This is a genomic window from Janthinobacterium sp. GW823-FHT06H09 (assembly GCF_058794735.1).
This window is the reverse complement of sequence record NZ_JBXAHC010000005.1, coordinates 74155-86624: the sequence shown is the minus strand read 5'-3', so window position 1 is coordinate 86624 and position 12470 is coordinate 74155. Positions and strand designations below refer to the sequence as shown.

The window sequence follows — 12470 nt, the reverse complement described above, 5'->3', positions numbered from 1 at the left end:
AATTATTGTTGGAAAAATAATTCACGCTACAGCACGTTTGCCCCCACCCAGCGTCCGCTGCCGCACAGTTCGGCGGCCACTTGCAGCACGAGGTTTTTCACGGCGTTGCCTGCATTGGTGAGGGGAATGTTTTTTGAGGCGCACAGGGCCACCGTGCGCGACAGCACGGGGCTGTGGATGGCGTAGCTGCGCATGGCGCCGCTGTCCAGTTCGGCCAGCAGGGGCGCGGCGGGCAGGATGGTGGCGCCCATGCCGGCCAGGATGGCCGATTTCAGGATGGCGATCGAGTTGATCTCGATCACGTTCGCCGTCTCCAGTGCCAGTTCGCGGGCGCGGCTGTCGATGCGGGGGCGCACGCCATGCTGCAGGCCCGGCAGGATCAGGGTGGCGCTCAATGCCTGCGCGAATGACAGCGCCGTGCCCGGGGGCGCGAACGGCGAATCGCTGCGGCAGATAAAACGCATTTCTTCCTCCACCAGGGGGCAGCAGGAAAACGGCGTCAGCTGGCCATCGTCGAACAGCACGGCCAGATTGATGCGGCCCGATTTGAGCTGTGCATTGAGGTTGCCCGTGATTTCTTCCGTCAGTTGCAGGGTGATCTCGGGATAGCGTTCGCGCGCGGCCAGCAGCAGGGGCAGGGCCAGGGCGCCGGAGATACTGTGCGGCAAGCCCAGGGTGACATTGCCGGACGGCCGCGTGGCGCTTTGCGTAACGGCCGAGCGGGCGTCCGCCACCTGTTTCAGGATCGCCTGCGCATGTTCGTAAAACACCTTGCCCGCATCCGTGCTGAGCACGCCCTGGGCCGAGCGGTGCAGCAGCTGCACGCCCAGTTCCTCTTCCAGCTGGCGCAGCTGCTGCGTCAGGGCCGGCTGCGCCACGTGCAGGATCAGGGCCGCGCGCGACAGCGAGCCGTGGTCGACGATGGCGACAAAGTAGCGTAATTGGCGCAGTTCCATGGGTCCCAATAGCGGTGCGGTGAGCGGAAAAAACAGGGTGTTGCGCCGCAGCGCCGAACGCGGCCAGCAGAATAACAATTTTGTTATACTCATTCTAGCGCCTTCGGTGCTCCAGCCGCGTATTTGTGGGATGACAGCATGCTCAAGAAAGTTGATTCGTCTCAATTAAAAGTGGGCATGTACATTCATGACCTCAGCTGTGACTGGATGACGCATCCGTTCGTGCGCAACCGTTTTCTGTTGCGCAGCGACGATGAAATCCGCAAGATCGTGCAGGCCGGCATCCACGACGTGGTGATCGACAGCGGCAAGGGCCTCGACGTGCAGGATGCGCCCACCGTGGCGCAGGCGCGCGCCGAGACCGAGCGCGAACTGGTGCAGATCGCCGCGGCGCCGCAGGTGGTCACGCGCGTGTCGTTGGGCATGGAACTGGCGCGCGCCGCGCAGGTGCGGCGCCAGGCGGCGAGCCTGGTACGCACGGTGATGGCCGACGTGCGCCTGGGCAAGGCGGTCGAGCTCGACCGCGTGCAGCACACGGTGCAAGATATTACCGAATCGATCCTGCGCAATCCCGGTGCCCTCGTCGGCTTGTTGCGCATCAAGACCAAGGATGACTACACCTTTTTGCATTCCGTCAGCGTGTGCGCGCTGCTGGTGGCGTTTTGCCGCTCGCGCGGCATCGATGCGGCCACCACGCACCAGGCGGGCCTCGGTGGCCTGCTGCACGACACGGGCAAGGCGCTGGTGCCCGACAGCGTGCTGAACAAGCCCGGTCCCCTCACGTCCGAGGAATTTGCCCTGATCAAGCGCCATCCGCGCGATGGCTACGAGATCCTGCTGCAGTCGCCCGACCTGGGCGCCATTCCGCTCGACATCGCCTTGCACCACCACGAGCGGCGCGACGGCAGCGGCTATCCGGACCAGCTGGCCGGCGACGCCATCAGCGAGCTGGCGCAGATGGCCGCCATCGTCGACGTGTACGACGCGCTGACGTCGGACCGCAGCTATCACAAGGGCATTCCCGCCGCCGAAGCCCTGCGCAAGATTTATGAATGGAGCAAATTCCATTTCAACCCCGTGTTTGCGCAGGATTTCATGCGCTGCGTGGGCATCTATCCGGTGGGCACCATGGTGATGCTGGAATCGGGCCGCCTGGCCGTCGTCGTCGAGGCGCACGAAAGCAATCTGCTGGCGCCGAAAGTGAATGTGTTTTTCAGTACGAAGAGCAAGACCTACATCAAGCCCGAGACGGTGGACCTGTCGCGCGGCTTCGGTTTTGGCGGCGCCGACAAGATCGTCGGCCATGAGTCGGCGGCCAAGTGGCAGGTCGATCCCATGCGCTTTTTATCGCTGGCGGATGCCTAGAAAAATTCCGCCGTATCGTTCGAGGCAATGGTCGTTAACAAACCTTTCGCTACCAGCTCGTCGTAATGGCAAGCCAGGTTGCGGCCATGGCTCTTGGCGTAATACAAGGCCTGGTCGGCGCGGCCGAGGATGATGACGGGCGCCTCGTAGGCGTTGATGCTGACGAAGCCCACGCTGACGGTGACTTTGCCCACTTGCGGGAAGTCGTGCGCCTCGACATTGGTGCGGAAGCGGTCGATGATTTTCTGCGCATTTTCCAGGGTGATCGAGCGCAGCAGCACGACAAATTCCTCGCCGCCGAAGCGGAAGATGCGGTCTTGCGAGCGGAACGACGATTGCAGCTGGTTGGCGATCAGGATCAGCACTTCATCGCCATACAGGTGGCCAAACTTATCGTTGACCAGTTTGAAATGATCGACGTCGATCACGGCCAGCCATTGCCGTTCCGTGTCCGTATGGTGGCGCCGTTCTTCATCGACGGGACGCGGCTTGTCCGCTTCCGGTTCGCCGCGGCTGTGCAGGATTTTCGCCAGCTGGTCGTCGAAGGTCTTGCGGTTCAACAGGCCGGTGAGCGAATCGCGTTCGCTGTAGTCGAGCAGGTTCTGGAAATTGCGGTACACGCTGACGATGCCGCCGATCACCTGGATGGTGGCGCCCGTGTAGGGCGTGGGGTTGGTGATTTCCAGGCAGGTGGTGACCTGGTCGCCGATCCAGATGGGCAGCCACAGCAGGTGGCGGCCGTCGGCGCACAGGGTGTCGGCGCTCGCTTCATGGCGCTTGATGCAGGCGGCCAGGGCCGGGTAGTCGGACAGCGGTTCGCCTGGCAGGGTAGGGTCGGTATGCTCTTCCATGCGGGCCACGCTGCCCGCCACGATGATGGCCCGCGACCGCACGAACACCTGGCCACGCACGGTGGTCAGGGCCAGCACACGGGTCTGCGACGCGGCAGCGAGTTCCTGCACTGCCGAGATCACGGAAATGTCGAGCATCGTGTGGTCGCGGTGCCCGGTCATGTCCACCATGTGTTTCAGTAGGGAATCCATTGTCGTTCTCTGGAAAGTAGTCACACAAGTGTCGTCATACCAGCATTGCATCAAGCAAGAGCATGTTCGCGTCCGTCTACAAGAAGCCAAGATTTATTTGGTGGCATGACGCTCTGTACCGCCGGGCGAGAGGCCTTTCCAAAGAAGAGCTAAGCAGGATAATGTCTTTTTGCCTAATAGGCAATTAACGTATGCAATATTTCATGTAAATACATGAGATTCATGCACTACATTGCAAAAAACTTGCCCTGACGAAGGCTTTCAATCCGGATCGCAACATTTGTTTGCGCCAGCCGCCATGTCGACAAGGTTTGATAATTTCCATATGGAAACTTGTGGCGCGTCAATTTGCCAAAACGTGGACGCTTTATAGTCAATGCAATGGCGCAGAAATTTACGGCAGGAAACATATTAGCAGGAAAGGGCAATGTTTCACACCCGATTGCGCCAGGGACTTGTGATTCACTTTTGGGAGCTTGTCATGCATACCTTCCTGTCGGCAGTACAGCAGTTTGTCAAGGATGAGGATGGCATTACGGCAATCGAATACGGCCTGATTGCGGCCTTGATGGCCACCGCCATCACGGCCGGATTCTTGCTGATCAAGACCAACTTGCTGGCCGTCCTCACCGACATTTCGTCGAACCTGGTGTTGACGCCCTAAGCGGGTGCCCGCTGCTGGCCGGCCGGCAGCGGGTTTTTTTCGTGAGGTGTGCCATGCCTGCAACTGCCTTGTGCGACCTGCTGTTGCTGTGCTTCGTGACGGGGGCCGCCGTCAGTGATCTGATCCAACGCAAGATTCCGAATTGGCTGGTGCTGGCCGGCATGCTCGCCGCGCTGGCGCTGCATTTGTGGTTGTGGCCACACCGCGTGCCGCAGCTGGTGCTGGGCGGCATGGCGACGGGCTTCTTTCTGTTCCTGCCTCTGTATGTGCTGCGCGGCATGGCCGCCGGCGACGTCAAGCTGATCGCCATGGTGGGCACCTTTGCCGGTCCCTGGCCCGTGCTGCAGATCTGTTTCGCCACGTTTGTCCTGGGCGGCCTGATGGCCGTGCTGATGATCACGTACCAGGGCAAGTGGCGCGCCTGCCTCGGCAATCTGCGCCAGCTGCTGTGGCCGATGATCGCGCGCATGGCTGGCATTCCCCTGGCGCCGACCGCACTGGGCAGCCATGCCAGCGTGGGCAACATGCCGTACGGACTGGCCATTGCCCTGGGCTGCCTGGTGGTGCAAGGGCAGCATTATTTCTGATTGGCATTCATTGCTCTGAATCAATGGGCGCCAGTGCCCGCTCGCTAGAATGAATTCTGTTCAAAGCAGCCTTAACCGGCTAGGAGACGCAGCATGACCGAGGTCGACTATTCCATGAGCACCGACAGCGTTCCGCGCCCCGCCGACGCGAACCTGATGCCGCCCTTGCCGCCGCAGCCGAAGAGCTTGCGTGAAACGGGGCTGGAGCGGCCGCTGGTCGTCGAACTGATTGCCAAGTTGATGTTTGTGGGCGGCAAGACGCATCTGTCCGCGCTGACGACGCGCTTGCGCCTGTCGATCAATGTCTTGCGCGAAGTGCTCGATTTCATGGTGACGGAGCAGATGGCCGAAGTGGCCTGGCGCGGCGAGTCCGACATCGACGTGCAGTACCAGCTGACGGGCGCCGGCAAGCAGCGCGCCAGCGCTTTTCTTGAACGCTGCGCGTATATCGGCGCCGCTCCCGTCACCCTGGAAGCGTACCGCGCCATGGTGGCGCGCCAGTCGTGGCTGGCACAGGAACAGCGTGTCGGCAGCGATGACCTGGCCGCCGTGCTGGGCGGCGCCCATGCGGGGCCGGGCATGCTCGACGTGGTGGGCGCGGCCCTGCATTCGGGGCGCTCGCTGCTGCTGTACGGTCCGCCCGGCAGCGGCAAGTCGACCCTGGCGCTGCAGCTGGGGCAATTGCTGCACGGGCTGGTCGCCGTGCCCTACGCCATCGTCGTCGGCCACGACATCATCCAGTTGTACGATCCGGCCCAGCACCTGCCGCCCGCGCCGCAGCACGTCAGCCATGCGCGCCAGGCGCTGGAGCGGCGCAGCACGGATATCCGCTGGGTGCTGTGCCAGCGTCCCGTGATCCACGTGGGCGCCGAGCTCGACGCCGGCACGCTGGAGCTGCGCCTCGACGCCAGCGGCGGCTGCTACCAGGCGCCGCCCCATGTGCGGGCCAACAATGGCATGCTGATCATCGACGACCTGGGCCGCCAGCGCCTGGGCGCGCAAGAACTGCTGACGCGGCTGATGCAGCCGCTGGCACGGGGCAGCGATCAGCTGGGCCTGCCCGGCGGCGTGCAGATCAGCGTGCCCTTCGATAACGCCCTCGTGCTGGCCACGAATGTGCCGCCGGGCGAGCTGTTCGATCCTGCCTTGCTGCGCCGCATCGGCTACAAGGTGCAGGTGGGGCCGCTGGCCGAGAACGCCTATCGCGCCCTGTTCCGCCAGCAATGCCGCCTGGCCGGCATGACCATCGACGAGCTGGCCCTGAACCATCTGCTGCAGCTGCATGGCGCGCAGGGACGGCCCCTGCTGGCCAGCTATCCGCAGGAATTGCTGGCGCGCATAGGCGACTTCGCCGGCTTTGCCGGCAGCGAGGCGCGCCTGACGGTGGGCGCCCTGGAGCAGGCCTGGAGCAGTCTGTTTGCCAGTTGCGACATGCCGGCCGCCAGCCTGTACGAGCGCATCGCATGAAAAACCGGCGCGCCCTGCTGATGATGGGCCTGGCCGTGGTGCTGGGTCTGCTGGCCGTGCTGCTGGCCTCGCACTGGCTGCTGCGCCAGACGCCGGCCGGCAAGGGCAAGATCGTCGTCGCCTCCAGCGATGTCAACCTGGGCCAGCGCCTGACGCCCGAGATGCTGCGCCTGGCCGAATGGCCGGCGGAAAGCTTGCCGCAAGGGGCGCTGCAAGACCCGGCGAAACTGGCGGGACGGGTACTGAAAACGAGCGTGCTGCGCGGCGAGCCGCTGAGCGAAGCCAAGCTGGCGCCCGTGGGGACGTTGGGCGGCCTGTCGGCCCTGATAACGGAAGGGCGGCGCGCCATCACCGTGCGCGTCAACGACGTGATCGGCGTGGCCGGCTTCGCCTTGCCGGGCAATTATGTCGACATCATCGTCAGTACCCAGCAGGATGCCGGCGACCGCGCGTTTCCGCAAAGCCGCAACATTTCCAAGATCGTGCTCGAACGCATCCTCGTGCTGGCCGTGGCGCAGGAAGTGGGACGCGACGAGACCAAGCCGCGCGTGGTCAATGCCGTGACCCTGGAAGTGACGCCGGAACAGGCGGAAAACCTGGATCTGGCGCGCAGCGTGGGCAGCCTGTCGCTGGTGCTGCGCAACCAGGTCGACCCGCAGCCGGGCGTGACGGCGGGTGCCACCAAGCTGACCCTGCTGGGCGGACCGCATGAAGCCGAGCCTGCTCCCGCCGCCGCGCCCGTGCCGGCCGTGGCGCCGCGTCCCGTGCGCGTGGCCAAGGCGCCGCCGGAGCCCAAGCGCCAGTGCAGCGGCGTCATCGATGGGACGCGCCAGTCGCGCGAATGTTTTTAGCCTTGTTGCCTTGATCAACCATGGACACGCTCATGAACCGCGCCCTGCTGACACTGTGCTGCCTGCTGTTGCCGCTTGCCGGCGCGGCAGCCGATCCTGGCCCCCGCTGCGGCGGCGAAGCGGCGACGCCCGGCAACTTGCAGCTGCAGGTGGGCAAGTCGAGCATGTTGCACTTGCCCGAGGCGGTGCTGGCCCGCAGCGTCGGCAATCCGGCCATGCTGCAAGCCATGCTGGTCGCACCCGACACCTTGTATGTGGTCGGTGTCGACGTGGGCAGCACGAATATGATCATTCAGGGCAGGAGCGGCGTGTGCAGCGTGGTGAACGTCAGTGTCAGCATGGACCCGTCCGGCCTGCAAACGACCCTGGCGGCCCTGATGCCGGAAGAAAAAGCCATCCGCGTGACGGCCGTGGCCGATACCCTGGTGCTGTCGGGCACGGTGCAGGATGCGGGCGCCGTGCTGCGCGCCGTCGAGCTGGCGCATGCGTATGTGCGCCGCGCCACCGCACCGCTGGCGCTGCCCAAGCCAGCCGATGGCGCCGCCTTGCCGCTCGCGGCCGCTGCACCCGGCGGCGCGGGCAGCGCGAACAGCCGCGTCATCAATATGCTCGACGTCAGCGCGCCGCAGCAGGTGATGCTGGCCGTGCAGATCGCCGAAGTGTCGAAGTCGCTGCTGGAGCGGCTGGAAGTGGGCGCCACCCTGCGCTTCGCCTCCGGCAGCTGGGCCACCACCTTGCTGTCGAATTTCTTGAGCGGCACGGCCAACGGCTTGCTCGACGTGCGCAAGTCGAATGGCCAGCAGCTGACCATCGAGGCGCAGAAACAGGATGGCCTGGTGCGCATCCTGGCCGAACCGACGGTGATGGCGATCAGCGGACAGGAGGGCAGTTTTCTGGCCGGCGGCAAAATATTCATTCCCGTCGGCCAGGACAACAACAAGATCACGCTGGAAGAGCGCGAGTATGGCGTCGGCCTGCGATTTACCCCCACCGTGCTGTCGGGCGGGCGCATCAATTTGAAGGTGGCGCCGGAAGTGTCGGAACTGTCGCGCGAAGGGGTGGGCATTTCCGCCGCCGGCGTCAGCGGACGTTCTATTTTGCCCGTCATCACCACGCGGCGCGCTTCGACCACGGTGCAGCTGTATGACGGCCAGAGCTACGCCATCGGCGGCTTGATCAAGAACAACCAGGTGAGCAACATCGCGGGCGTGCCGTGGCTGAGCGAACTGCCCATCCTCGGCGCGCTGTTTCGCAGCACGGACTTCCAGCATGACCGCACGGAATTGTTATTCGTCATTACCGCGCACCTGGTGAAACCCTTGCCGGCCGATGTCGTGCTGCCGACGGCGCAGCTGGCGTCGCCTTCGCGCACGGAATTGATGTTGCGCGGCAAGATGGAAGCCACCGTGCCGCCAGCGCCGCCGTCCGTGCCGCCGCCGCGCGCGGCCAACGGCTTCGAGTTGAAATGAGACGGGGAGACACGCCATGCCGAATTCGCTCCTGATAGGGCTGCGGCGCCTGGGCGCGCTGACCCTGGCGCTGCAGCTGGCAGCCTGTGCGCACAGCAGTAGTAGCACGCCGCAGCTGGACCCGCGCTTCGGCGACGCCGTGCGTCTGGCCATGGCGCAGCAGGTGCGCGATCCGGCCAGCGCGGACAATCGCCAGCCTGCCGACGGGCTTGACGGCCCCAGCGCGCACGCCGTCATGCAGCGCTACCGCGCCTCGTTCGCCGAACCGAACGGCCAGGCGCCGCAGCCGGTGCAGTTCATGCTGGGAGGCGCCAATGGCAAATAGACGCCGGCGCGAGCGCGGGGCGATGCTGATCGCCTTTTCCATCCTGCTTATCCTGGTGCTGGGCTTTATCGGCCTGGCGCTCGACGTGGGACAGGTCATCGGCCGCAAGACGGAATTGCAGAACCTGGCCGACAACGCGGCGCTGGCGGCGGCCGCCGAACTGGTGGGCACGCCCGAAGGCTTGCTCGCTGCCGTGGACAAGGCCAAGCAGAGTGCGGCCGACAAGAGCGCGTGGCGGCGCCGCATGCAGGGCGCGATCCTGTCGGACGCCAGCATCCGCTTCGCCAGCGCGCCCGGCGCGCCCGCCAGCGAATGGCATGCGGCGGGCGCCGTGCCCGACGCCGCCACGGCGCTGTTCGTGCGCGTCGATACGCAGGCCAATGCACCGTCGCTGGGGCGGGTGGCGACGGCGTTCCTGGGCGCCTTGTCGCCGGCGCTGCGCACCTTGGACACGGGGGGGCGCGCCGTGGCAGGACGTACCAGCCTGAACCTGACGCCGCTGGCCGTGTGCGCGCTGTCGGCCAGCGCGGCCAGCCCGCGCACGAATGCGGCGCTGCTGCCGGCCGTCGAGCTGCTGGAATATGGTTTTCGCCGCGGCGTGGCGTATAACCTGTTGAAACTCAATCCGCACGGTCCGGCGGCCGAACATTTCGTGCTCAATCCCCTGGGCCAGCCGGGCGTGGTGGGCTCGTCGCTGCAGGTCGGCGAGTCCAGCGTGCTGCCGTTTGTGTGCAGCGGCACGGTGCTGTACCCGCGCATCGGCAGCGCGCAAGTGCATGTGCACCGGCCGTTTCCCGCCGCCTTGTGGCCGGCCTTCAACGCGCGCTTCAACCTGCATGCGGGCAGCGGCTGTCATCCCGTCACGGCGCCGCCCGACACGAATATCCGCGCCTATCCGAATACGGCCACGAACTGGTGGATGACGAACACGCCCGACGCGCCGAGCGCCCTGAGCACCGGCAATCCGCTGCTGTCCGTGGCCGATCCGGAATCGAACGCGACGCCGCCTGCCGTTGGCAGTTACGGCCCGCTGTGGTCGTTTGGCAAGGCGGTCAAGTACAGCAGTGTGAAGCCGGCCGGCGGCTACGTGCCGTTCGCCACCAGTGACTGGGCCAAGCTGTATCCGGCTAGCCCTGCCGCGCCGGCCGCCAAGCCCGGCTACCCTGCCACGCCGCCATACCAGACGCTGGCTTACCAGACGGCGCCGACCGGCAATACGGGCGTGGCGCAGCGGCGCCTGCTGCATATTGCCCTGCTGGCCTGCCCTGTGCCGGTCGGCAGCGACGTGCTGGCGCAGGTGCGCGGCATCGGCCGCTTCTTCATGACGGCGCCGGCCAGCAACGGCGTGTTGAGCGCCGAATTTGACGGCCTCGTGGCCGAGGGCGCGCTGGCGGGCCCTGCGGAGCTGCTGCAATGAGGCCGCCCTGCCGCGCGCGACGCCGCCAGGAGGGTGTCGCCGCCATCGAGCTGGCGCTGATCCTGCTGTTTTTCATGGCGCTGCTGCCTTTCGTGCTGCTGTTCGGCCGCGCGCTGCTGGTGTACACGGCCCTGCAAAAAAGTACGCACGATGCGGCGCGCTACCTGGCCACCATGCCGCTGTCGCAGATGGCCAGGGGCGACACGGCGAACCAGGGTGCCGTGTTTGCCCGGCAGATGGTGGTCGATGCCATGGCGGAAAGCTGGCCGGCCATGCAGCCATACCTGATCAGCGTGGAATGCGTGTATGCCGACGATTCCTACAGCTGCGGCACTTATGCAGCGGCGCCGCTGCAGGTGCGCATCAAGTTGTCCGTCGACATGCCGGTGGATTTCCTGCCCGAACTGACCCGCAAGTGGCTGCCGCAGCTGGCGCCGATCCCGCTGCGCGCCAATGCGACAGTACGCTATGTTAATTAACCTGCGCCCCCGCCGGCAGCGCCAGGGCGGCGTCTTCGCCGTCGAGTTCGCCATGCTGGCGCTGCTGTTCTTTCTGTTCCTGTTCGCCATGCTGGAAGTGGCGCGCGCCGTGTATCTATGGAATATGGTGCACGAGATTACCCGGCGTGCCGCGCGCGGCGCCGCCGTTACCGATTTCAGCAATGCAAGTGCGCTGCAGGCCGTGCGCGCGCAAGCCGTGCTGCGCGCCGCGCCTGGCGTGCTGCCGCTGGGCGGCGGCATCAGCGACGCGTATGTGCGCATCGATTACCTGTCGCAGTCCAGCGGCGGCGCCGCGCTGGCGGCATTGCCGGTGACGGTGATGCCCGGTTGTCCGCAGCGTAACCGCATCAATTGCCTGGACGATCCGCATGGCGCCAGCTGCATCCGTTTCGTGCGCGCGCGCCTGTGCGTGCCCGGCGATGGCGGACGCTGCGAGAGCGTGCCGTACCGGCCCATCCTGCCGCTGCTGGCAGTGATGTTTCCTTCCGGCGCAGGCGCCGTACGCCTGCCCAACGGCGCCACCATGGCCGTGGCCGAGTCGCTGGGTTATCCGGACAATCCCGGTTTTTGTCCTTGAGCGCCACTTGGCGGCGCAGCCGACTGTGTAGACCTGAAAGAAGCGAGGAAGTGCGATGAAAGCCCTGATGATTAGCCGCGACGCCAGCTTGCACGATGAAATTGCTGCGCAGGGGGCGGCCCGCATGCCCGTGCTGCGGCTGCTGGAACGGCGCAGCGGCCTGCGCGACGCCGTCGAGCGCATGCTGCCGGAAGCGCCGGAACTGGTGATCGTCGACGCCAGCGGTATCGATGCCGACGAAGCCGACCTGCTCGAGCGCCTGGCGCGCCAGTATCCGCTGGCCGTGCTGATGCTGCTCACGCGCGGACAGCAGCAGGATGTGCTGATCCGCGCCATGCGCGCCGGCATGCGCGAAGTGCTGCAGCTGCCGCTGGTGCACAAGGCCTTCCACGAGGCGATGGACCGGGTCGATATCCAGGCCGGCGTGACGCAGATGCGCGACGGTAAAGTCCTCGCCTTCATCTCGTGCAAGGGCGGCAGCGGCGCCACCTTTCTATCGACGAATTTTTCCTACGCGCTGGCCAGCCTGGCCGGCTGCAAGGTGCTGCTGATCGACCTGCATGGCCAGTTCGGCGACGCCACCCTGTATGTCTCGGACCAGAAGCCGGCGATGACACTGTCCGACATCTGTGCCCAGATCGCGCGCATGGACGGCGCCTTCCTCGCCTCGTGCCTGGTGCACGTGACGCCGAACTTCGGCGTGCTGGCGGCGGCCGACGACCCCGCGCACAAGGTCGACATGCAGCCCGAGCACATGGACCGCATCCTGGCCGTGGCGCGCCAGCACTACGACTACATCGTGCTCGACGTGGGACGCCAGATCGATGCGCTGTCGCTGCGCGCGCTCGACAACGCCGACGCCATCTATCCGGTGCTGCAGCTGGCCTTGCCCGACATCCGCGACGGCCGGCGCCTGCTCGACATTTTCCGCTCGCTCGGCTATCCGGGCGAGCGCCTGCGCCTGATCGTCAACCGTTATGAGAAGGGCGGGCGCCTGCGCCTGGCGGACCTGGAGCAGGCGCTGGGCGCGGAAGTGGTGCACACGGTGCCCAACGATTACATCGCCGCCACCGATTCCGTCAACCAGGGCATCCCGCTGCTGCAGCTGTCGCGCACCAGCGCCGTGGCGCGCAGCCTGGCCGAGCTGGTGGAACTGGTGACGGCGCGCCGCGTGACGGAAAGCCGCGGCCTGTTCGACCGCCTGTTCAGCCGCAGCGAGGTTTAGGACAGAAACATATGTCAAGGCTCC

Annotated in this window: 13 protein-coding genes; 11 read left to right on the top strand and 2 right to left on the bottom strand. The window is 65.6% G+C overall.

Going from position 1 to position 12470, the window contains the following annotated elements; genetic code table 11:
* Positions 1-26: 26 nt before the first annotated feature.
* Positions 27-956, bottom strand: coding sequence for a LysR substrate-binding domain-containing protein (locus tag AC1Q6X_RS09545; RefSeq protein ID WP_492496945.1), 930 nt, complete (start codon positions 954-956; stop codon positions 27-29).
* Between the two features lie 138 nt (positions 957-1094).
* Here AC1Q6X_RS09545 and AC1Q6X_RS09540 point away from each other — a divergent pair, with 138 nt between their 5' ends.
* Complete coding sequence (locus AC1Q6X_RS09540) at positions 1095-2321, top strand: HD-GYP domain-containing protein (RefSeq protein ID WP_409027407.1); 1227 nt, start codon at positions 1095-1097, stop codon at positions 2319-2321.
* Here AC1Q6X_RS09540 and AC1Q6X_RS09535 read toward each other — a convergent pair.
* Positions 2318-3364, bottom strand: coding sequence for a GGDEF domain-containing protein (locus AC1Q6X_RS09535; RefSeq protein ID WP_070219064.1), 1047 nt, complete (start codon positions 3362-3364; stop codon positions 2318-2320). The two genes, AC1Q6X_RS09540 and AC1Q6X_RS09535, sit on opposite strands and share 4 nt — an antisense overlap.
* Before the next feature lie 481 nt (positions 3365-3845).
* On the opposite strand from AC1Q6X_RS09535, the gene AC1Q6X_RS09530 reads away from it, so the two are divergent.
* The 10 genes from AC1Q6X_RS09530 (at position 3846) to AC1Q6X_RS09485 (ending at position 12446) form a co-directional block, all read left to right on the top strand.
* Positions 3846-4028 (top strand): Flp family type IVb pilin, encoded by a 183-nt coding sequence (locus tag AC1Q6X_RS09530; RefSeq protein WP_034752975.1) that lies wholly within the window; start codon positions 3846-3848, stop codon positions 4026-4028.
* A gap of 53 nt (positions 4029-4081) precedes the next feature.
* The gene (locus AC1Q6X_RS09525) at positions 4082-4615 is read left to right on the top strand and encodes an A24 family peptidase (RefSeq protein ID WP_070219065.1); all 534 of its coding nucleotides are present in this window, start codon (positions 4082-4084) and stop codon (positions 4613-4615) included.
* 93 nt (positions 4616-4708) lie between these two features.
* Positions 4709-6082: an ATP-binding protein gene (locus AC1Q6X_RS09520; RefSeq protein WP_492496611.1), complete on the top strand. Its 1374-nt coding sequence runs from the start codon at positions 4709-4711 to the stop codon at positions 6080-6082.
* Positions 6079-6933: a Flp pilus assembly protein CpaB gene (gene cpaB / locus AC1Q6X_RS09515; protein ID WP_070289459.1), complete on the top strand. Its 855-nt coding sequence runs from the start codon at positions 6079-6081 to the stop codon at positions 6931-6933. Before AC1Q6X_RS09520 ends, cpaB begins: the two co-directional genes overlap by 4 nt.
* Before the next feature lie 20 nt (positions 6934-6953).
* Entirely contained in the window at positions 6954-8402 is a 1449-nt protein-coding gene (locus AC1Q6X_RS09510; protein ID WP_230504158.1) for a type II and III secretion system protein family protein, read from the top strand.
* 16 nt (positions 8403-8418) lie between these two features.
* The gene (locus tag AC1Q6X_RS09505) at positions 8419-8727 is read left to right on the top strand and encodes a hypothetical protein (RefSeq protein ID WP_230504157.1); all 309 of its coding nucleotides are present in this window, start codon (positions 8419-8421) and stop codon (positions 8725-8727) included.
* The gene (locus AC1Q6X_RS09500; protein ID WP_070289461.1) at positions 8717-10144 is read left to right on the top strand and encodes a pilus assembly protein TadG-related protein; all 1428 of its coding nucleotides are present in this window, start codon (positions 8717-8719) and stop codon (positions 10142-10144) included. Before AC1Q6X_RS09505 ends, AC1Q6X_RS09500 begins: the two co-directional genes overlap by 11 nt.
* Complete coding sequence (locus AC1Q6X_RS09495; RefSeq protein ID WP_070313047.1) at positions 10141-10623, top strand: TadE/TadG family type IV pilus assembly protein; 483 nt, start codon at positions 10141-10143, stop codon at positions 10621-10623. Before AC1Q6X_RS09500 ends, AC1Q6X_RS09495 begins: the two co-directional genes overlap by 4 nt.
* Complete coding sequence (locus AC1Q6X_RS09490) at positions 10613-11221, top strand: TadE/TadG family type IV pilus assembly protein (RefSeq protein WP_070219070.1); 609 nt, start codon at positions 10613-10615, stop codon at positions 11219-11221. The genes AC1Q6X_RS09495 and AC1Q6X_RS09490 overlap by 11 nt, the downstream gene beginning before the upstream one ends.
* Positions 11222-11276: 55 nt before the next feature.
* On the top strand, positions 11277-12446 hold the full coding sequence (locus AC1Q6X_RS09485; protein WP_070219071.1) for a CpaE/TadZ family protein: 1170 nt from the start codon (positions 11277-11279) through the stop codon (positions 12444-12446).
* The last annotated feature ends 24 nt before the right edge of the window (positions 12447-12470 follow it).